Source organism: Glycomyces tritici, from assembly GCF_030403505.1.
Window position 1 is genome coordinate 173,798 of the sequence record NZ_JAUEMJ010000007.1, and the last position, 18,693, is coordinate 192,490.

17 protein-coding genes are annotated in these 18,693 nt (G+C 70.1%); 5 read left to right on the forward strand and 12 right to left on the reverse strand.

The window, feature by feature from the left end; genetic code table 11:
* Positions 1–73: 73 nt before the first annotated feature.
* Positions 74–1,471, reverse strand: a complete 1,398-nt coding sequence (locus tag QWI33_RS21170; protein WP_353895501.1) for an FAD-binding oxidoreductase — start codon at positions 1,469–1,471, stop codon at positions 74–76.
* 258 nt (positions 1,472–1,729) lie between these two features.
* Positions 1,730–2,149, reverse strand: a complete 420-nt coding sequence (locus QWI33_RS21175) for a hypothetical protein (RefSeq protein WP_289958367.1) — start codon at positions 2,147–2,149, stop codon at positions 1,730–1,732.
* A 98-nt stretch (positions 2,150–2,247) separates the two neighbouring features.
* Between QWI33_RS21175 and QWI33_RS21180 the strand changes: the two genes are divergently transcribed.
* The gene (locus QWI33_RS21180) at positions 2,248–2,610 is read left to right on the forward strand and encodes an Imm51 family immunity protein (RefSeq protein ID WP_289958368.1); all 363 of its coding nucleotides are present in this window, start codon (positions 2,248–2,250) and stop codon (positions 2,608–2,610) included.
* 48 nt (positions 2,611–2,658) lie between these two features.
* Here QWI33_RS21180 and QWI33_RS21185 read toward each other — a convergent pair whose 3' ends face one another.
* Positions 2,659–3,636 (reverse strand): aldo/keto reductase, encoded by a 978-nt coding sequence (locus QWI33_RS21185; protein ID WP_289958369.1) that lies wholly within the window; start codon positions 3,634–3,636, stop codon positions 2,659–2,661.
* A gap of 183 nt (positions 3,637–3,819) precedes the next feature.
* On the opposite strand from QWI33_RS21185, the gene QWI33_RS21190 reads away from it, so the two are divergent.
* Both QWI33_RS21190 and QWI33_RS21195 read left to right on the forward strand, forming a co-directional pair.
* The gene (locus tag QWI33_RS21190) at positions 3,820–4,461 is read left to right on the forward strand and encodes a class I SAM-dependent DNA methyltransferase (RefSeq protein WP_289958370.1); all 642 of its coding nucleotides are present in this window, start codon (positions 3,820–3,822) and stop codon (positions 4,459–4,461) included.
* Between the two features lie 234 nt (positions 4,462–4,695).
* Positions 4,696–5,928, forward strand: coding sequence for an alginate lyase family protein (locus tag QWI33_RS21195; protein WP_289958371.1), 1,233 nt, complete (start codon positions 4,696–4,698; stop codon positions 5,926–5,928).
* Between the two features lie 56 nt (positions 5,929–5,984).
* Here the strand turns inward: QWI33_RS21195 and QWI33_RS21200 are convergent, their stop codons facing one another.
* The 3 genes from QWI33_RS21200 to QWI33_RS21210 form a co-directional block, all read right to left on the reverse strand.
* Positions 5,985–6,836 (reverse strand): SDR family oxidoreductase, encoded by an 852-nt coding sequence (locus QWI33_RS21200; protein WP_289958372.1) that lies wholly within the window; start codon positions 6,834–6,836, stop codon positions 5,985–5,987.
* Between the two features lie 161 nt (positions 6,837–6,997).
* Complete coding sequence (locus QWI33_RS21205) at positions 6,998–7,414, reverse strand: hypothetical protein (RefSeq protein WP_289958373.1); 417 nt, start codon at positions 7,412–7,414, stop codon at positions 6,998–7,000.
* A gap of 217 nt (positions 7,415–7,631) precedes the next feature.
* The gene (locus tag QWI33_RS21210; protein WP_289958374.1) at positions 7,632–9,122 is read right to left on the reverse strand and encodes a non-reducing end alpha-L-arabinofuranosidase family hydrolase; all 1,491 of its coding nucleotides are present in this window, start codon (positions 9,120–9,122) and stop codon (positions 7,632–7,634) included.
* A 319-nt stretch (positions 9,123–9,441) separates the two neighbouring features.
* Between QWI33_RS21210 and QWI33_RS21215 the strand changes: the two genes are divergently transcribed.
* Positions 9,442–10,863 (forward strand): endo-1,4-beta-xylanase, encoded by a 1,422-nt coding sequence (locus QWI33_RS21215; protein ID WP_289958375.1) that lies wholly within the window; start codon positions 9,442–9,444, stop codon positions 10,861–10,863.
* 64 nt (positions 10,864–10,927) lie between these two features.
* Here the strand turns inward: QWI33_RS21215 and QWI33_RS21220 are convergent, their stop codons facing one another.
* Positions 10,928–11,971, reverse strand: a complete 1,044-nt coding sequence (locus QWI33_RS21220) for a LacI family DNA-binding transcriptional regulator (protein WP_289958376.1) — start codon at positions 11,969–11,971, stop codon at positions 10,928–10,930.
* A 187-nt stretch (positions 11,972–12,158) separates the two neighbouring features.
* Between QWI33_RS21220 and QWI33_RS21225 the strand changes: the two genes are divergently transcribed.
* Positions 12,159–13,790, forward strand: coding sequence for a GH39 family glycosyl hydrolase (locus QWI33_RS21225; protein ID WP_289958377.1), 1,632 nt, complete (start codon positions 12,159–12,161; stop codon positions 13,788–13,790).
* A gap of 117 nt (positions 13,791–13,907) precedes the next feature.
* Here the strand turns inward: QWI33_RS21225 and QWI33_RS21230 are convergent, their stop codons facing one another.
* The 5 genes from QWI33_RS21230 to QWI33_RS21250 all read right to left on the reverse strand — a co-directional run bounded on the left by QWI33_RS21230 (position 13,908) and on the right by QWI33_RS21250 (position 18,535).
* Positions 13,908–15,422 carry a hypothetical protein gene (locus QWI33_RS21230; RefSeq protein ID WP_289958378.1) on the reverse strand — a complete coding sequence of 505 codons (1,515 nt, stop codon included), beginning with the start codon at positions 15,420–15,422 and terminating at the stop codon, positions 13,908–13,910.
* 16 nt (positions 15,423–15,438) lie between these two features.
* Positions 15,439–15,954, reverse strand: a complete 516-nt coding sequence (locus tag QWI33_RS21235) for a SigE family RNA polymerase sigma factor (RefSeq protein ID WP_289958379.1) — start codon at positions 15,952–15,954, stop codon at positions 15,439–15,441.
* A 147-nt stretch (positions 15,955–16,101) separates the two neighbouring features.
* Entirely contained in the window at positions 16,102–17,025 is a 924-nt protein-coding gene (gene ligD, locus QWI33_RS21240; RefSeq protein ID WP_289958380.1) for a non-homologous end-joining DNA ligase, read from the reverse strand.
* The gene (gene ligD / locus QWI33_RS21245; protein WP_289958381.1) at positions 17,025–17,966 is read right to left on the reverse strand and encodes a non-homologous end-joining DNA ligase; all 942 of its coding nucleotides are present in this window, start codon (positions 17,964–17,966) and stop codon (positions 17,025–17,027) included. The genes ligD (QWI33_RS21240) and ligD (QWI33_RS21245) overlap by 1 nt, the downstream gene beginning before the upstream one ends.
* Positions 17,963–18,535 (reverse strand): DNA polymerase ligase N-terminal domain-containing protein, encoded by a 573-nt coding sequence (locus tag QWI33_RS21250; RefSeq protein WP_289958382.1) that lies wholly within the window; start codon positions 18,533–18,535, stop codon positions 17,963–17,965. The genes ligD (QWI33_RS21245) and QWI33_RS21250 overlap by 4 nt, the downstream gene beginning before the upstream one ends.
* Positions 18,536–18,693 lie beyond the last annotated feature (158 nt).

Here is an 18,693-nt window from a genome sequence, read left to right on the forward strand (position 1 = left end):
GTCGAAATTCCCCAACTCGTGGTCGATTTCCGCGATGAACGATCGGCCGAGCCGACCGGGGCGGCCCGCGTCCTCAGCCGGCCGCCGGCGGGATGTTCTGGTTGGCGCGGAAGAAGTTCTCGGGATCGTAGTCGCGCTTGACCGAGGCGAGCCGGTCGTAGTTGCCGCGGTACGTCGATCGGACGCGCTCGGGCCCCTCTTTGGCGCCGAGGAAGTTGACGTAGGAACCGCCCATGGAGTGCGGATGCAGGTCCGTCGAGTAGTCGACGCACCACTGGCGGATCAGGTCGGCGTTGGCGGGATCGGGGTCGATCCCGGCGATCACCGCGGACCACACGGCGTCCCGGTACGCCCAAGCGGTCTCGTCCGCACCCACCCGGTGGGCCGCCCCGTCCACGGGGTAGAGGTGCATGGTCGCCGACTCGGTGGGCAGGGCGTTGCCGTACCGCTCGTGCACGTCGATCGCCGCATCCGAGATCGCGTCGAAGAAGGCGCCGCGCCAGTACCACTGCAGTCCCTTCGGGATCTGCTCGTCGAACATGCCCTGCAGGGCGGGGTACGGCATCGGCGCGGTGAAGTGGAAGGCCGGGGGCGCCGGGTCGTTCGCCACGGCGAGGACCTCCTCCAGGCGCCCTTCCTCCAGGTCCCCGGTGTAGCACCAGACCACCGCGCACATCTTCTGCCCGTGGATCGGCTCGGGGAACGGCGGCCCGGGCGGCACCGACAGGAGGGCGAAGAACCCGTTGAGGTCCTCCGGTGCGGCGGGGAGGAACTCCCGGTACCACCGGAGCACCTCCTGGATGCGGTCCATCGGCCAGACGGTCAATCCGACGCCGACATCGCGGACCTTGCTCAGCCGGAAGGTGAACGACGTGACGACGCCGAAGTTCCCGCCGCCGCCCCGCAACGCCCAGAACAGGTCGGGGTGCTCCGTCTCCGACGCGGTCGCGAAGGTGCCGTCGGCGAGGACGACGTCCGCGGATATCAGGCTGTCGATGGTCAGGCCGTACTTGCGGGTCAGGTGGCCGTGCCCGCCGCCCAGCGTGAGGCCGCCGACCCCGGTCGTGGACATGATCCCGGAGGGGATGCCGAGGCCGAAGGTGTGGGCGGCATGGTCGAGCGCGCCCAACTCAGCGCCGCCCCCCACTTGCGCGATGCCCGCACCGGGGTCCACGCGCACCCAGTTCATCGGCGAGAGGTCCAGCGTGAGGCCGTCGTCCACCAGGCACAGGCCCGGTCCGCTGTGACCGCCCCCGCGAACGGCGAGTTCGACCCCCACGTCCTGCGCGAAGGCGATCGTGGCGCGCACGTCGGCGACGTCCGCGCACTTCGCGAAGGCCGCCGGGCGTCGGTCGATCATGGCGTTGTAGATGCTGCGGGCCTCGTCGTAGCCCGGATCCCCCGGGGCGACAACGGGTCCGCGCAAGTCTCCTCGCAGCCTGTCGAGATTCGTTCCACTGATGCTGCCCATGATCGCGTGCCTCCATCGGGAGTTCGGATGACGAGCGGCGGTCCGATCGCGCCGCGTACGCCTCGGCTCAGGGAGGGCGGGAACGCGTGCGCTCCTCGACGATGCGACCTGATCAGGTCTCGGCCCCGGCCTGGCAATATCGACGCTACTTCACGTACACGGACCCGGTCCCGCATTCAGGCACAATGCACGACCCCGTCGGCGGACGTTCGTGCAGGTTGCGCGGCCAATGTCGGATCCCGCGGAGCGCGGCGCGGGCTATCGGGCGTCCCGCATCCGGCCCAGCATGCCGAGCACCGCGGCGACGTGCGCGACCTGCCGCGGATCGTCCATCCGCAGCTCCCGGAACTCGCGGTCCGGATCACCGTCCCGCAACTGCGACACCCAGGCGATCAGCGCGGCGGTGCCCTCGGGAGTCGCGACGAAGGCGGTCCCCCCGAAGCCCGGGTCCGCGAGCTGCGCGGTGTCCCCGGTGAGGATCTCGGCGAGCGCCAGCGCGGTCATGTCGTAGAGGTACTCGTCGCCCGCAGGGTCGTCACCGAGCAGGCCTTCATCGCGGGCGGCGCCCACCAGCTCATCGGCCGTGACCCGGTCCCGGCCGCGAATCGCCGCCTCCACCATCGCGAGCACTTCGAGGCCCTCGTCGCTCTCAAGCGCCTTGACTCCCCATGAACCCATGGCGCTCACCCTACTGCCCCAACGCGTTCACGCACCGCCTCGATGCCGGCGCGAAGTGGCGACGGGCGTTGTCGGTGGTGACCGCTACCCTCACTGGCATGTCCGAACCACTCGAATTCTCACGCTTCCCCAACGTCACGTTCGTGGACGGCGAGACCAGCGACTCGGTGATCTACAGCCCCAACGGCCCCGCCGACGCCCACCTGCGGGAGGTGTTCGCCGCCCACGGGCTCGAGGGCTCCGGCTACGACTGGCAGTCGGCCGTGCACGCCGCGCTGCTCGAGCGCACTTCGCTCCTGGAGCGCTTCTCGTTCGACTGCGAGGCGGGCATGTTCTGCGCCTACGGCACCGACCGCGAGGCGCTCGGCGAGGTCGCGACGACCCTGGAGGCGCTGCTCGAGCGCCCGGTGCAACTGGTCGAGGCGCTGGCCATCGCCGCCGAGCACGACCTCTTCGACTAGGGGTGCACCGGCGAGCGGGCGTGCCGGACGCCCCGCTCGCGGGTGTCCCTACCAGGCGTAGGCCTCGGGCGCCGCGCCTCCGGGGCCGGGGAAGAGCTCGTCCAGGGTCTTGAGCTCGGTGTCGCTCAGTTCGACTTCGAGGGCCGCGACGGCGTCCTCGAGTTGCGAGAGCGTGCGTGGGCCGATGATCGGGCCGGTCACGCCCGGCTGGTGCAGGATCCAGGCCAGGCCGAGGATCGCCGGGGCGATGCCCTTCGACGCGGCGAGGGCCTCGTACTGCTCGAGCTCCGCACGGTGCTTCTCGATCGCGTCGGCCATGTGCGGGCTCGCCCGGCGGCCGGATTCGGCGGCTTTGCCGAGGACCCCGCCGAGGAGTCCGCCCGCGAGCGGCGACCACGGGATGACCCCGAGCCCGTAGTGCTGGGCCGCCGGGATCACCTCGAGTTCGATGTGGCGGTTGACGAGGCTGTAGATCGACTGCTCCGAGACCAGGCCGAGCCCGCCGCGCTTCGCCGCCTGCTCGTTGGCGCGCGCGATCGTCCAGCCCGCGAAGTTCGAGGAGCCGGTGTAGACGACCTTGCCCTGGGCCACGAGGACGTCCACGGCCTGCCAGATCTCCTCCCACTGGACCGTCCGGTCGACGTGGTGGAACTGGTACAGGTCGATCCGGTCGGTCTGGAGGCGCCGCAGCGACGCCTCGATCTGGGCGCGGATGTGGTACGCCGAGAGCCCGCGGGCGTTCGGGTCGTCCTGCTGCATCTCCCCGTAGACCTTGGTGGCCAGCACGATCCGGTCGCGGGCTTCGGGCCGGGAGGCGAGCCAGCGGCCGATGATCTCCTCGGTCCAGCCCTGGTTCGGCTTGTGCCCGTAGACGTTGGCGGTGTCGAAGAAGTTGACGCCGAGCTCGAGCGCCCGGTCCATGATCCGGTGCGCCTCGTCCTCGTCGGTGGCGGGACCGAAGTTCATGGTGCCGAGGACGATCCTCGAGACCTTGACGCCGGCGCGGCCCAGCTGGGTGTACTCCATGGTTCCTCCAGGCGGTTCGGGGGTCCTTCATCCTAACGCCGCTCTGAAAGCCCTTTCCGAGGGCGGCTCGCGAAGCTCGGACGCCCTTTGCCGTCCCAGGCGCCGGAGCAAAGGCCCCGCCGGGGGAGTGCGCCGTTCCCGTTCCGGACGCGAGGCCTGCGGGGGAGCGTAGGATGCTCGACCATGGCTGGATCGTCTGAACACCTCAGTGCCACAACGGAAGCCTATGACCGGGTCGCCGTCGCGTACGCCGAGATCGTGCGGGACGAGTTCGCCGGGCTGCCCCTCGACCGGGCCGTGCTGGCCGCGTTCGCCGAGTACGTCCAGACGGGCGGCCCGGGGCTCGTGGCCGAGTTGGGTTGCGGCCCAGGGCGGGTGACCGCCCACCTGCGCGATCTGGGACTGGAGGCATTCGGCGTCGACCTGTCGCCGGTGATGATCGACCTCGCCCGGAAGGCCCACCCCGACCTGCGGTTCGAGGTGGGTTCCATGGACGCGCTGGACCTGGCCGAAGGCGCGCTGCGCGGCATCGTGTCCTGGTACTCGGTGATCCACGCCCCGGCGCAGGACGTGGCGTCGTACTTCGCCGAGTTCCGCCGAGTGCTGGCGCCGGAAGGGTGCCTGCTGGTCGCGTTCTTCGAGTCGGAGGGCGATCCGCTCACGAGGTACGACACCAGCGTGGTGCCGGCCTACCGGTGGCCGATCGACGAGCTCGCTGGGCTCGCCGCCGAGGCCGGGTTCGTCGAGATCGGCCGGATGCTGCGGGAGCCGCGGGCCGGAGAACGGTACCGCCGCGGCCATCTGCTGATGCGCCGAAGCGCTTGAGGCCCTGCGATGATCGGGACACGAACAGAAACCGATATCTGCCAGGCGGCATGCCGCTACGAGGTCCCATCGCCGAGACTCCGCGGCTAATGCCCGAATAATTCAGGGTCACATATTGAAATGTGTGAGTGTCATGAGATACCGTTCTCTACGGCGGCGCGTCCTCGCGGCGACCGCCCACGGACAGCGGTGGCGCTCCCCGGCGTCGATCACCGCATGGCGCAAGGGAGCACCATGCCCAACGAACACTCGACCGAACCCCGCCGCACCCCGAGCCTCGGGCGGCGGCACCTCCTCCGCGGGGCGATCGTCGCGGGCGGCCTCGTCGCCGCCGGAGCCGGCGGCCTCGGCATCGCCCAGGCCCAGACCTACTCGCACCCCGGTCTGCTGCACCAGAACGACGACCTCGAACGGATGCGCCTCGCCGTCCGGGGCAACCGGCAGCCGCTGATCGCCGGCTGGAACAAGCTGATCGCCAACTCCCACTCCTTCCCGACCTGGCAGCCCCGGGCGGTCGAGCGGATCATCCGCGGCGACAACGGCACCGACCGCGAGAACTACCCGCTGCTCATGAACGACATGCACGCGGCCTACCAGAACGGGCTGCGCTGGAGGATCACCGGCGACACCGCCCACCGCGACTGCGCGGTGCGGATCCTCAACGCCTGGTCGGGAACGCTCAAGGAGATCGGCGGCTGGACCGATGCCTCCCTGGCGGCCGGCATCTACGGCTACCAGGCCGCCAACGCCGCCGAGCTCGTTCGCGACGCCCCCGGCTTCGACCGGGGCCGGTTCAAGAACATGCTCGCCAACGTGTTCTACCCGATGAACAATGACTTCCTCGTCCGCCGCCACGGCACCTGCGACAGCCACTACTGGGCGAACTGGGACCTGTGCAACATGGCCGCGATCCTGGCCATCGGCATCTTCAACGACGACAAGGCCAAGGTCGACCAAGCGATCGAGTACTTCTGGAACGGCAAGGGGAACGGTTCGATCCAGCACGTGGTCCCGCACGTCCACGGCGACCTCGCCCAGTGGCAGGAGTCCGGCCGCGACCAGGCCCACACGGTCATGGGCATCGGACTGATGGCCGAGTTCATGGAGATGGCCTGGAACCAGGGCATCGACCTCTACTCCGCCCGCGACAGCGTCTTCGCCAAGGCCGCCGAGTACGTCGCCCGGTACAACAACGGCCACGACGTGCCCTTCACCAAGTACGTCTGGTACAACGGCCACAACTGCACCTACAACGAGCACACCGTGATCAGCTCCTGGCCGCGAGGCCACGTGAGGCCGGCGTGGGAACTCCTGTACTCCCACTACAACGGCCGGAAGGGCCGCGCCATGCCCAACGTGCTGGAGATGATCCGCAAGATCCGGCCCGAAGGCGGCGGGGGCGACTACGGCACCGGTTCCGGCGGCTTCGACTCGCTCGGATTCGGCACTCTCGCCTACGTGAAGTGACCCGGGCGCGGCCGGGCCGTCGAGCGACGGCCCGGCCGCGACCACGGTCGCGCGGCTCAGGCGGCCAGGTGGCGCCACGATTCCGGCTCGCTGCGCAGGAACTCCTCGAGCCCCCAGGGGCGCCGACCGGTGACGTGCTCGATGCTGTGACTGGTCACCGAGGTCTCGCCGGTCGCGAGGGCCTGGTACGACCCCGCCCACCCGGCGATCTGCCAGTCCTCGGCCCCGGCCCGGGAGGCGCGGGCCTCCTCGTCGGTCTCGGGGACGTAGGCGATCTCGCGGCCGGTCACCGCGCTGAGGATCCGCGCGGACTCGTGCAGATCGAGCGGCTCCGGCCCGGAGACGTCGTACACGCGGTCGGCGTGGGCGGGATCCAGCAGCGCCTCCACCGCGAGCCGGGCCACGTCATGGCGGGCCACCCAGGCGACCCTGCCCTGCCCCGCCGGACCGCGGATCACGCCGTCCTGGACGAACAGCGGCAGCATGTCGGCGTACAGCGAGTTCCGCAGGGCGGTGAGCCGCAGCCCGGACTCGGCGATGAGCCGCTCGGTCAGCGAATGCTCGCGCGCGAACGTGAACGTCGCCTGCGGGGACGCGCCCATGAACGAGGTGTAGACGACCCGCTCGACCCCGGCCGCCACGGCGGCGCGCACCGCGCTGCGGTGCTCGGGCATCCGGTCCCGGCTCTCATGCGCGGAGACCATGAACAGGGTCTGGACGCCGCTGAGTGCGGCGCGCAGCGCAGGTTCGTCCTCAAAGGATGCGACCTTGACCTCCGCGCCGTCCAGTTCGGGCGCGCGCGAGGGATCGCGCACGACCAGTCGCTGCCGCACCCCGCGTTCGGCGAGCATCCGCGCGACCCGCGATCCCAGTTGTCCTGTGGCACCGGTGACGGCGATGGTTTCCATGCGCTGGCCCCTTTCCTCTGCGTTCACGACCGTCCGCCAGTATCCCTGCTGCGCAAGAGGCTCCGGTAAAGGATCCGTCGGCGCCTGCGACGCCACGGCGTGACCGACGCCGGCCGCAGGTGCGCCTGCCCGACCGTCGTCGGCGGGTCGTCCGGCCCGGGCTAGCGGTCGGTCCAGCGGCGGATCGCGTCGAGGGCGTTCTGCGGGCTGGTGTTGAAGCTCAGCCGGATGTCCGGCTGCACATCGATGAGCACGTTCACGATCCGCTCGAGCAGGACGGTGTTGTCCGGGAGGAGGCGCACGCCGCCGCCGATGAGCGCGATGCCGAAGACGTCCTCCGCGAACCGCTTGCGCAGCTGGGCCTCGGCCTCGTCGGGGTCCTTGCTGATGCCGAAGAACTCGCCGACCACGCCATGGGCCTCGACCGCCGCCCAGCCGCGCTCGATCTGCGCGGCCAGCTCCTCCACCGTCAAGTCCAACGGCGCCAGCTCTTCAGCGCTGAACGACTCGGCGCGGATGCCGACGAACAGGACCCGGTCGTTGAGCGGGGCCTTCACCTGCGAGTGCTTGTGGGACATGGCTTCCTCCAGAAGCGGTGATGGTCTTCGGCTTTCGGGTGCGAACGGGGGACCGGGAGGGATCGTCCTCCGGCCGGGCGCGGCCGGCTCGCGCACAGGCGATGCCGCGGTCAGCCAAGTATTCGCGTCCCTGACCCCCGACTCGCCGCCGGGAGCGGGTTCCGCTCCACGGCAAGGGCCCCGAGCAGACGCCCGGGGCCCTTGGACTGCATCGGTTCTAGGTGAGGGTCCAGCGTTGGTTGGTGCCGGTGTGGCACGTCCAGAGCTGGACCTTGGAGCCGTTGGCCGTGGCGGCGGCCGCCACGTCGAGGCAGAGGCCCGAAGCGGCGTTGCTGATCGTGCCGTTGCTGTTCATGTTCCAGCGCTGGTTCGCGCCGCCGTGGCAGGACCAGATTATGGCCGTCGTGCCGTTGGTGGTGCCGCCGCCGTTGGCGTCCAGGCACTTCTTGGTGCCGCCGGAGTAGACGGAGAGCTCACCGTTGGCGTAGGTCCACTGCTGGTTGGCACCGGTCCAGCAGTCGTAGATCTGCACTTGGGTGCCGTTGGTGGTGGACTGGTTCGGGACGTCCAGGCACCGGTTCGATCCGGTGCCCCGGAGCTGGCCCGAGTCGCCCCCGCCCGGGTTGCCGCTCCCGCAGTCGGCGGTCGGGTTGGTGTGGTTCAGCAGCCCGAGCCGGTAAGGCAGCTGCGAGTACTCCATGCCGTTGGAGTTCGGGTTTCTGCCCTGGTAGAGGTAGTCGATGTTGCACGGGTCGATCTCCATGGTCTGGTTGCCGTCCACGCGGACCGCCTCGCCGTGGCTGATGTCCTGCGTCCAGGCCCCTCCTGGGAAGGAGACGTTGGCGGCGCCGGCGAACGGGTTGGACTGGGTGTTGGCCAGCGGGACCCACTGGCTGAAGTTCGCGTCGAGCCGGTTGGAGGTCCAGGACCGGAAGTAGCGGGCGCCGTTGGAGCCGATGCCCTCGACGACGAGCAGGTACTGGCCGGAGTCGCCGAGCTTGTAGACGTTGGTGGCCTCGAAGAGGCTCTGGTTCGGGGCCTCCATGAACAGCTCGACGTCGCCGAAGCCGTTCGGGAACTCGGCCACGGTCGTCTTGGCGCGGTAGAACTTCTGCTTGTCGTTGTTGAAGTACAGGTAGCAGTTCACCTCGTCGCAGGCGATCCAGTAGTCGAGGATGTACGACGAGCCGGCGTCGGCGATGCCGTGGTTGCTCATGAAGTTCTTGGGCGCGGAGGCGCTCTGCGGCTGCCCGGGGTGGGACAGGGTGGAGAAGGACGGCAGGCCGGTCTGGTAGATCAGGTACCACTGGTTGTCGGGCTCGAAGTAGAACACCTGCGGGGCGGCGCGGTAGCCGCCGCCGATCGGGGTCTGGGACAGGTGGTACTGCTGCGCCTGCCCGGCCTGGGACCAGTCGGTGAACCCGCCGAAGGAGGTCAGGGACCAGCCGCCGTTGGTGTCGGCGGTGGTGGCGTAGACGTAGTACTTGCCGTCCTCCTGGACCACGGACGGGTCCTTGAGCGACACCAGGGTCCGTCCGGGTGCGGTCTGCTGGGGGGCGACGATGGCGCCGGTCGAGCTCCACTGGAAGGAGGAGGGAAGCGGGGCGGCCTGTGCCGGGGCTGCGCTCAAGGTCGCTGCGGCGAGGGCCGCGGCCAGCGTCGTCGCCAGCAGCGCGATCCACGATCGCCATCGAGTCGGATGCCTCATTGTTGCCTCTCTGATCAGGTCATCTGTGTGGTTATCGCTAACAACATCAGGGTCTGCGAAAGTTTCGGCCCGACGGCCGAAACGTGAGATGTACACACAGGATAGCCAGACGATTCGCCGCATGTAAATAGATCGATGTGAATTCGCGAGGCCGGGATCGCGGCGGGCGGCGGCGGGCGGCGGGTGCTGCGGACGGGGGCACTGTCCTACTTGACGCGATATCGAAACATATCTATAGTTCGAAGACGTAAGTTTCGGTCTGCACACCGAAACTTTCGCTCTCTTCGAAGACCCTCCCCGCGAGCATCAGAGGAACACCATGATCACCAGTACACCGCGGCGACGGCGCCGCGTCTGGTCGACGATCGCCGCAGTCGCGACCGCGAGTCTGGCCGCCACGACAGCGCTCGTGATGTTGCCAGGGACCGCCCAGGCCGGCACCACGCTAGGCGCCTCGGCGGCCGAGAGCGGCCGCTACTTCGGGGCCGCCGTCTCCACGCAGTACCTGAGCGAGTCCGCGTACGCCAACACCCTCGGGGCCGAGTTCAACTCGGTCGTGGCCGAGAACGCCATGAAGTGGGACGCGACCGAGCCGAACCCGGGCCAGTTCAACTTCTCCGGCGGCGACCAGCTCGTCAACTGGGCGCAGGCCCGCGGCATGAAGGTCCGCGGCCACACCCTCGTCTGGCACGCGCAGCAGCCCGGATGGGCCCAGAACCTGACCGGGCAGAACCTGCGCAACGCGATGCTGAACCACATCGCCGGCGTCGCCAACCACTACGAGGGCGACGTGTTCGCCTGGGACGTGGTCAACGAGGCGTTCGAGTGGGACGGCTCGCGCCGCCAGTCGAACCTCCAGCGGCAGCTCGGCAACGGCTGGATCGAGGAGGCCTTCCGCGCCGCGGACGCGGCCGACCCGACCGCCACGCTCTGCTACAACGACTACGGCACCGACAGCATCAACGCCAAGAGCACCGCGATCTACAACATGGTGCGCGACTTCAAGTCCCGCGGCGTCCCGATCGACTGCGTCGGCTTCCAGACCCACATCGCCCACAACGAGAACCTGAGCAGCTACCAGGCCAACCTCCAGCGCTTCGCCGACCTCGGCGTGGACGTGGAGATCACCGAGCTCGACGTCGGCCAGGGCTCGGGCCAGGCCGCCACGTACGGCACGGTCACCAACGCCTGCATGGCGGTCGCCCGCTGCAAGGGCATCACCGTCTGGGGCATCACCGACAAGTACTCCTGGCGCGACGACAACCCGCTGCTCTTCGACGGCAACTACCAGAAGAAGCAGGCCTACCACACCGTGCTCGCCGCGCTGAACAACGGCAACCCGGGCGGTGGCGGCGGCAAGCACATCACCTCCGCGGCCTCGGGCCGATGCCTCGACGTGCCGAACCAGTCGACGACGAACGGCACCCAGCTGCAGATCTACGACTGCTGGACCGGCGCGAACCAGCAGTGGACGGTCGCGAACGGCGAGATCTCCGTCTACTCCGGGGGCTCCAAGAAGTGCCTGGACGCCTCCGGCGGCGGCACTGCGAACGGTACGGCGGCGATCATCTGGTCCTGCCACGGCGGCGCGAACCAGCGCTGGAACGTGAACTCGAACGGCACGATCACCAATGCCGCTTCGGGCCTCTGCCTCGACGTGGCGGCCGCCGCCACGGCGAACGGTTCCAAGGTCCAACTCTGGTCCTGCACCGGCGGCTCCAACCAGCGCTGGACCGTATAGGCCATACCCACACGGATCGCCGCCCGGGACACGGCAGTGCCGCCCGGGCGGCGATCCCCTGTGGTCAGTCCTTCGGGGCCGGTCCCGTCGAGTCGCGGACCGTGAGGCCCGTCGCCAGCTGCAGGTGGCGGGACGCGGGCCGGGAGCCCTTCGCCATCGCCAGGACGGTGTCCACGGCCATGCGGCCCATGCCCGTGAGCGGCTGGTGCACCGAGGTGAGGCCGGGCGCGGTCCACTCGGCCTGCGGGGTGTCGTCGCATCCGGTGACCGACAGCCGGCCCGGGACCTCGACGCCCAGTTCCTTCGCCGCGGCGAGGACGCCGATCGCGATCTCGTCGTTCCCCGAGACGACGGCGGTCGGAGGCTCCTCGAGTGCCAGGAGTTCGCGGCCGTGCCTGAATCCCGCCTCGACCGTGAACGCGTCGTGGCGGATCAGCACCTGCTCGGGTTCGAGCTCGGCCGCGTCGAGGGCGGCCCGGTACCCGTGGAAGCGCTCGGCCGAGGGGGCCGAGTTCAGCGGGCCGCCGATCCAGGCGATCCTGCGGTGGCCGAAGCGGATGAGGTGGTCGGCCGCGGAGCGCGCGCCGGCCCAGTTGGTGGCGCCGATGGTGACGACGCGGGAGTCCGCCATGCCGATCGGGTCGATCATCACGACCGGCAGCCCGGCGTCGTCCGCGGCGGCGAGCACCGCGCCGGGCGAGGCGACCGCGAGTTCGATCATGCCGATGGCGCCTGACGCCTGCTGCTGGGCGATCCACTCGCGAGCGGCCTGGGCGCTCGCCCCGGCCGAGGGGTACGGCGGCAGCCTCAGGAGCAGATCGGTCGACGCCTCGGTGGCGGCGGTGAGGATCTCCTGCAGCACGGTGCCCGCGTAAGGCGAGGCGACGAAGTCGAGCACGACCACGAGCGCCGGTTTCCGCGGCCGGTCGTGCCGCAGGGTCGTCGGCTGGTAGCCGAGCTCGGCGACCACCTCCATGACATGCTCGCGCGTGCTCGCCGACACGTCGCTGCGTCTATTGAGGACTTTCGAGACGGTCGCCGGCGAGACTCCGGCCCGCAGGGCGACGTCCGCGAGGGTGATCTTCTCGGTTCGGGGCTGCCGGCTCACCGGGAATCCTTTCGATGGTCGAAAACATTTCGATCTTAGCAGTCCTGCCGGCATGCCGCACACTGCGATGAACCGCCAGCTCGGATGCGCATTGACGGGCGTCGCCGTAAAAGGTAGCGTCGTCGGCGACCGAATACTTTTCGAAATAGTTTCGATGAGTGATCTGCGCTCCGAACGAAGTGGCACCATGACAAGCGACCCCACACCCCCCATCTCCATCGACGGCCGGCCGTGCGACGAGACCGCCCTGCCGCACGTCTGGAGCGAGTGCGTCGGCGCCGGAAGGGCCAACGAGGGCCTCCGCGCGGACTGGCAGCGGCAGTTCGCCGAAGCCGTCGACACCCTCGGCTTCAAGTACCTCCGCTTCCACGGCGTCTTCCACGACGACATGTTCGTCTACCGCGAGAGCTACGGCGGCGGCTTCGGCCCCGACTCCCCTCTGGACGAACCGGCATACACGTTCAGCTACGTGGACAAGGTCTTCGACTTCATCCTCGAGAGCGGCGCCCGTCCCTTCGTGGAACTCGGCTTCATGCCCCGCGCGCTCGCGACCCAGACCGAGACGCTGTTCTGGTGGCGCGCGCACTGCAGCCCGCCCAAGGACATGACCCGCTGGGTCGAACTGGTGACCCGGACCGTGGAGCACTGGATCGACCGGTACGGGATCGACGAGGTCCGCCAGTGGCGGTTCGAGGTGTGGAACGAGCCGAACCTCGTGCCCCACTTCTGGACCGGGACGCGGACGCAGTACTTCGAGCTGTACGAGGCGACCGCGGTGGCGATCAAGGAGATCGACCCCGGCCTGCTGGTCGGCGGGCCCTCCACCAGCGTCTTCGTGCCCGACGACCGGTACAAGGGCGAGACCCAGGACCGCTCCAAGGAGCACGCGACCGCCGCCGCGGACGACGTGGACGCGCTCGAGTGGCGCCCGGTGTGGATCGAGGAGTTCATGACCTGGTGCGAGCAGCGGCAGGTCCCGATCGACTTCATCTCGACCCACACCTACCCGACCGACTACGCGTTCGACGCGAACGGCGTGGGCGTGCCCCTCTCGCGCTACATCGACGCCACCCGCGACGACCTCGCCCTCCTGCGCGGGCTCATCGCCGACAGCGCGTTCCCCGACGCGGAAGTCCACATCACGGAGTGGTCGACCTCCCCGTCTTCGCGCGACCGCATGCACGACACCGTGTTCGCGGCGGCCTCGATCACCCGCTCGCTCCTGCAGTGCGCGACGCTCGCCGAGTCGATCTCCTACTGGGCCTTCACCGACGTCTTCGAGGAGGGCGGCGCCGGCATCGGCCCCTTCCACGGCGGCTTCGGCCTGGTCAACGAGCACGGCATCCACAAGCCGACCTTCCACGCCTTCACCATGCTCAACCGCCTCGGCGACCGGCTGCTCCTCTCGACACCGCACGGCGTCGTGACCCGCGACGGCCGCACCTCGGCGGTGTCGGCCGTGTTCTTCAACTACCCCGAAGACATGGGGACGAGGTCGATCGGCTCGGCGAACTCCTACGAGGAGACGCGCCACCTCGCCGGGCAGGGGCCGAGCAGGAGGATCCGCCACTCGATCGCCGGGCTCGAACCGGGGACGACGTTCCTCGTCGAGGCCGTCGACTGGGACCACGGGAACCCCGCCGAGGCCTGGTTCGCGATGGGCAGTCCGGTCAACTTGTCCCGCAACGAGACCCGGCACCTGGCCGCGGTCGCCGACGCGCTCCTGCGGGACACCCTCACCGTCCCCGAGTCCGGCGTCCTCGAGCTCGACGTCGACCTCGCCCCCTGGGCCGTGATGTCCCTGCGGCAGGCGGACTGACCGCTCGGGCGGTGCGGGCGTGCGCTCGTCCGGCCTGCCGATGAGGCTGGTGCGGAGAGGACGCGGCTTCACAGCGCAGTCGCCGCCTCGGCCGCAGACGCGACCGAGGCGGGTCCGCTAGCGCGCGTACTCCTGCGGGTCGTAGACCGGCGCGGGCAGCGAGGCGGCGAGGGCTACCAGGTCGTCGTAGGCGTACCCGTCGACCTCGCCGTCGACCATCGTCTCGTAGGAGACCGCCCAGCCGGCCGGGTCGTACACGACCACCCAGGTCGAGACGCTGTCGCCGATGCCGAAGACGCGGGTGGCGACCAGCCGTCCGTCCACTTCGGTCTCCGTGCAGACGTCGTCCTTGTCGTCGCCCGGCCCGCCGCAGTCGAGCAGGTACGCCTCGGCGCCCGACCCCTCGGGCCGGAGCCCCGGCAGCCAGCCGCCGGGCAGGTAGTACCGCACGGAGGCGTCCACGGGGGTGCCCGTGTCGTCGTCCATCGGCAGGGCGTAGCTGGCGAGGTAGGTGCGCTGCGCGGTGTCGCCGGAATGGAGCTGGTTCGGCTGCTGGGAGAGGAGCTCGACGCCGGGGTGGATCGTGTCGATCGCGTCGGTGGCGGCTTCGAGGCTGGCCTGCGCGTCCGCGGCGGCCGTGGTCACCCACGCCTCGTCGTACTCCCAGCCCGGCGGGAATTCGAGCAGGTCCTCCACCGGCTGGAGTTCGCTGGTGTCGTAGTCGATCTCGGGCATCGCGAGCATCGCCGCGCGCAGCTCCTCCACGGTGAGGTCGCGGCCCTGGCCCTCGCAGTCGAGGTCCCACTCGGACCGCAGCGCCGACCCGTTGGGGTAGACGACCGCGGCCTCCAGTGCGCAGCCGTGGTCGGCGACCATGAGCGTGCGGCCGTCGCCCAGGTCCTCAGTGGTGAACTCGGGGGCGTCACCGGTCCAGGAGGCCTCGTCGCTGATGAGGTGCTGCGGGAACCCGACGTCGCCCGTGGGGCCGGGCTCGGCGGTCCACCCGCCCGGCTGCAGCGCGGTGACGGTGAAGGCGGGGCGCATGGCCTCCTCGTCGCCGTCCCTGGCGATGTAGCCGCGCAGGCGGACCTGGCCGCCGTTGCCCGTGGAGGTCCAGGGCTCGAACTGGAGCGGCAGGTTGTGGAAGCCCAGTTCGGACCGCGCCTCGTAGTAGCCGATGCCGAACTCCTCCATCAGGGATTCCACCGTCGCGTCCGAAGACGGCTCCTCGTCGAGCCGCGCCGCGTCCAGGAAGCCCCCGTCGACCGCGAGGGCGCCGAACACCTCGGTCGCGGCCTCCTGCAGTTCTGGTTGGGGCACAGCCCATTCACCGCTCTGGTCGCCGGGGTATCCGGCGTGCGCCGGATCGAACCCGAAGCCCTGGTCCGCCGCGACATCCTGCCGCTCTTCGGTTTCGGGACCGGGGCCCGGCAGCCCGGTGATCGACAGGGCGAGCACGGCGGCGACCGCGCAGACGCCGGCCGCGGCCGCACCGGCGACGGCGGCGCGGTTCCGCCGGCGCGCTCGGCGGCCGTCCCGCATCACCCGTTTGATGTCCAGGGGGGTGCCTGGCGGCGGGTCGTCGGGCCTCGCCTCGGCGAACACGGTTGCGACGTCGTCCTGCGGGTTCACTGGGCAACGATTCCTTTCATCTGGTCGGCGTGAGGGCGGCGGTCTCGGACAGCAGGCGGCGCAGCTTGGCCAGCCCCCTTGAGGACTGGCTCTTGACGGTCCCCGCGGAGCAGCCCATGGCCTCGGCGGTCTCCGCGACCGACAACTGCTCCCAGTACCGCAGGACGAGCGTGGCCCGCTCCCGCGGCGTGAGGAGGTGGAGCGATCTGGTGATGGTGAGCCGCAGGTCGACCTCCTCCTGGGGGCGGTCGACGGCCTGCACCGGCACCGTTTCCGCGGTCCGCTCGCGGCGCACCCACGACAGGCGGCGCTGCGAGAAGAACACATTGGTCACGATGCGGCGCGTGTAGGCGGCGGCGCCGCCGGGCTCGACGCGGTGCCAGGCGGTGAACAGCTTCGTCAGCGCCTTCTGCACGATGTCGTCGGCCTCGTGCCAGTCCCCGCACAGGTAGTACGCGTACCGCTGGAGGCCGTCGCGTTGTGCGAGCGCGAAGGCCTCGAACTCGGCCTCGTGCCGTTCCCTGTTCTTCACTGGGCCTCTTTCGGATGACGGGTAGGGAGCCCGGCCCCGCCCGTTGCAGGTGGATGGAGCGAAGCCCGGCGATGTCAGTACTCCGCCGGCGGGGGTCTCGTTGTCGATCCGCCCCGATTATTTCTCCGGACGGCCCCGGGGTCTGTCCTAGGCCGCCTTCGCGCCGCCGTCGAGGGCGTCCAGGCGCTCCCGGGCCTCGGCCGGGACGGCGGCGTGGTCGTCCATGTCCGCCCACGGGTCGGTCTTGCGGGCGAGGCGCCTGCCGATCGAGGCGGTGGTGTATCCGTCCGGAGTGGAGCGTCCGAGTTCGCTCCAGTCGAGCGGGGTCGCGACCGCGGCGCCGGGGCGGGCCCGCAGCGAGTAGGGCGCGACGAAGGTCTGGCCGTAGCCGTTGCGGTTGGCGTCCAGGAAGATCCGGTCGCCGCGCTGGTTCTTGCGGAAGGCGGTGGTCAGCCGCTCCGGGTCGGCGGCGGCGAGGCGGTCGGTGATGCCGCCCGCGAGCGCGCGCACGAACCCGAAATCGGCGGAGCGGTCGAGCGGCGTGACCACGTGGTAGCCGCGCCCGCCCGTGGCCTGCAGGAACGGTGTCAGGCCGATCTCGGTGCAGAGGTCCCTGGCGCGCCGCGCGACCGAGCGGAGCTCGGCGACCGTGACGCCCGCGGGCGGGTCGATGTCGATCACGAGCCGGTCGGGGCGCTCGATGTCGGGGGTCGTCGCGGTCCAGATGTGGAACTCGATGGCGGTGAGGTTCGCGAGGTACAGCAGGGTCGCGGCCTCGTCGCAGACCACATAGGGGTCGGACCCCTCGGAGCGCTTGTGCGCGATCTCGACCACGTGCATCCACTCGGGCAGGCCCGCCGGGTGCTTCTGGAAGAACCCCTCGGTCCCGATCCCGTGCGGGTAGCGGCGCAGGGTCAGCGGGCGTCCGGCCAGGTGGGGGACCATCGCCTCGGCGACGGTGCCGTAGTGGAGGAGCATGTCGCCCTTGCTCACATGGTCGTCCGGGAACAGCTCCTTGTCGAGGCTGGAGACGTTGATGTCGCGGTCGGCGACGTGGAGTACCGGTGCCATCAGCGCGTCTCCCTCACTACCTCGCGGGCGGGCTTGTCGACGCGCTCGCCGCGGTAGCGGGGGTGGCGCAGCATCCCGTCGGGGGTCCACTCGCTGAACCCCACCTGCACCACCGGCTCGGGGCGGATCCAGTGCGCGCCCTTCTCATGCACGGGGTCGGCGAACGGCTTCTCGTCCTGTGCCAAGGCGTCCATGCGCTTTCGCAGCGCGCGCAGGGTGCGCTCGTCGTACCCGGTGCCGACCTTGCCCGCGTACCGCAGCGTCCCGGGTTCGGCGTAGTAGCCGACGAGGAGCGCCCCGAACCCGGCGCGCGAGCCCTGCGGATCGGTGAAGCCGCCGACCACGAACTCCTGGTCGCGCACGCATTTGAACTTGAGCCAGTCCTTCGACCGGCCCGCGTGGTACCGCGAGTTCGCGCGCTTGGCGATGAGCCCTTCCCAGCCGCGCTCGCAGGCCTGCTTGAAGAACGCCTCGCCGTCGGTGTTGCGGTGGACCGAGTAGCGCAGCGGGTCGCGATAGTCGAAGGCCGCGCGCAGGAGGCGCTTGCGGTCGCGCAGCGGCTCCCGTCTCAGGTCCTCGCCGTCGAAGGAGAGGAGGTCGAACAGGTAGTAGTAGACCTCGACGCCGGTGGCGGCGATGCGGGCGGCGCCGGTGAGGTGGATGCGCGGCTGGAGGCGGGCGAAGCTGGTCATCCGGCCGTCGAAGGCGACGATCTCGCCGTCGGCCGCGAACCGGGGGCCGCCGAGCGCTTCGAGGGCGTCGACGAGTTCGGGGAAGCGCTCGTCGAGGCGGTTCCCGTTGCGCGACCAGAGTTCGGGTCGGCCGCCGTCGCGGGTGGCGAGGGCGCGCATGCCGTCGAGCTTGCGCTCGTACAGCCAGTCCCCGCTGGAGAACCGGCGCTCGGTGAGGCTCGCCGTCATGAGCTCCTGGAAGCCGGTCATGCCAGGTCCCGGTTGGTGCGGCCGGTCAGCACGGACGCGAGCTGGGTCTTGGCGGGCTTGCGGCGGCGGTCGGCGCCCTCGTCGTCCTTCTTGATCAGGATCCAGTTCCGGCCTTCGCCCATTCGGGACAGTGCGAAGCCGCCGCGGATCTTCTCGCCCTCGAGCCAGACGGAGACGTGGCCGTGCTCGACGGCGTCGGCCATCGCGATCGGCTTGCCGCGCTTGGCGGTGGCGTTGCGGTAGGTGCCGGCGTCCCAGACGATCATGGTGCCCGCGCCGTACTCGCCCGCGGGGATGCGGCCCTCGAACTCGGCGTAGTCGAGCGGGTGGTCCTCGGTCTGGACGGCGAGCCGCTTGTCGCGCGGGTCGAGGGAGGGGCCCTTCGGCACGGCCCAGGAGACGAGCACGTCCCCGACTTGGAGGCGGAGGTCGTAGTGGAGGCGCGAGGCCTCGTGGCGCTGGATCACGAACCGGTCGCCGCCCCCTTCGCGGCGCCCGCCCGCGGGCTCGCCGGACTTCGCCAGGTCGCGCTTCGCCCGGTACTCGTCCAGCCGATCCCCCCGTGCCATGCCGGCTGAGATACCCGGCCGGCGTTCCGGCAAAACCGCCGCGTCCGTCCGACCCACGCCTGATCACCCCTCCTGAACTGCTGAAACACGACCCGGCGCGGGCCGGCTCGTGCGACGGAACGAAGAAAGATCACATATAGCGATCACATGATCACTCT

Coding starts and splice junctions, on each gene's coding strand:
- ligD (WP_289958380.1), bottom strand. CDS start 17,025: ATGGCACCGGTACTCCACGTCGCCGACCGCGACATCAACGTCTCCAGC.
- QWI33_RS21210 (WP_289958374.1), bottom strand. CDS start 9,122: ATGAGGCATCCGACTCGATGGCGATCGTGGATCGCGCTGCTGGCGACG.
- ligD (WP_289958381.1), bottom strand. CDS start 17,966: ATGACCGGCTTCCAGGAGCTCATGACGGCGAGCCTCACCGAGCGCCGG.
- QWI33_RS21190 (WP_289958370.1), top strand. CDS start 3,820: ATGGCTGGATCGTCTGAACACCTCAGTGCCACAACGGAAGCCTATGAC.
- QWI33_RS21215 (WP_289958375.1), top strand. CDS start 9,442: ATGATCACCAGTACACCGCGGCGACGGCGCCGCGTCTGGTCGACGATC.
- QWI33_RS21200 (WP_289958372.1), bottom strand. CDS start 6,836: ATGGAAACCATCGCCGTCACCGGTGCCACAGGACAACTGGGATCGCGG.
- QWI33_RS21175 (WP_289958367.1), bottom strand. CDS start 2,149: ATGGGTTCATGGGGAGTCAAGGCGCTTGAGAGCGACGAGGGCCTCGAA.
- QWI33_RS21225 (WP_289958377.1), top strand. CDS start 12,159: ATGACAAGCGACCCCACACCCCCCATCTCCATCGACGGCCGGCCGTGC.
- QWI33_RS21180 (WP_289958368.1), top strand. CDS start 2,248: ATGTCCGAACCACTCGAATTCTCACGCTTCCCCAACGTCACGTTCGTG.
- QWI33_RS21170 (WP_353895501.1), bottom strand. CDS start 1,471: ATGGGCAGCATCAGTGGAACGAATCTCGACAGGCTGCGAGGAGACTTG.
- QWI33_RS21205 (WP_289958373.1), bottom strand. CDS start 7,414: ATGTCCCACAAGCACTCGCAGGTGAAGGCCCCGCTCAACGACCGGGTC.
- QWI33_RS21195 (WP_289958371.1), top strand. CDS start 4,696: ATGCCCAACGAACACTCGACCGAACCCCGCCGCACCCCGAGCCTCGGG.
- QWI33_RS21250 (WP_289958382.1), bottom strand. CDS start 18,535: ATGGCACGGGGGGATCGGCTGGACGAGTACCGGGCGAAGCGCGACCTG.
- QWI33_RS21185 (WP_289958369.1), bottom strand. CDS start 3,636: ATGGAGTACACCCAGCTGGGCCGCGCCGGCGTCAAGGTCTCGAGGATC.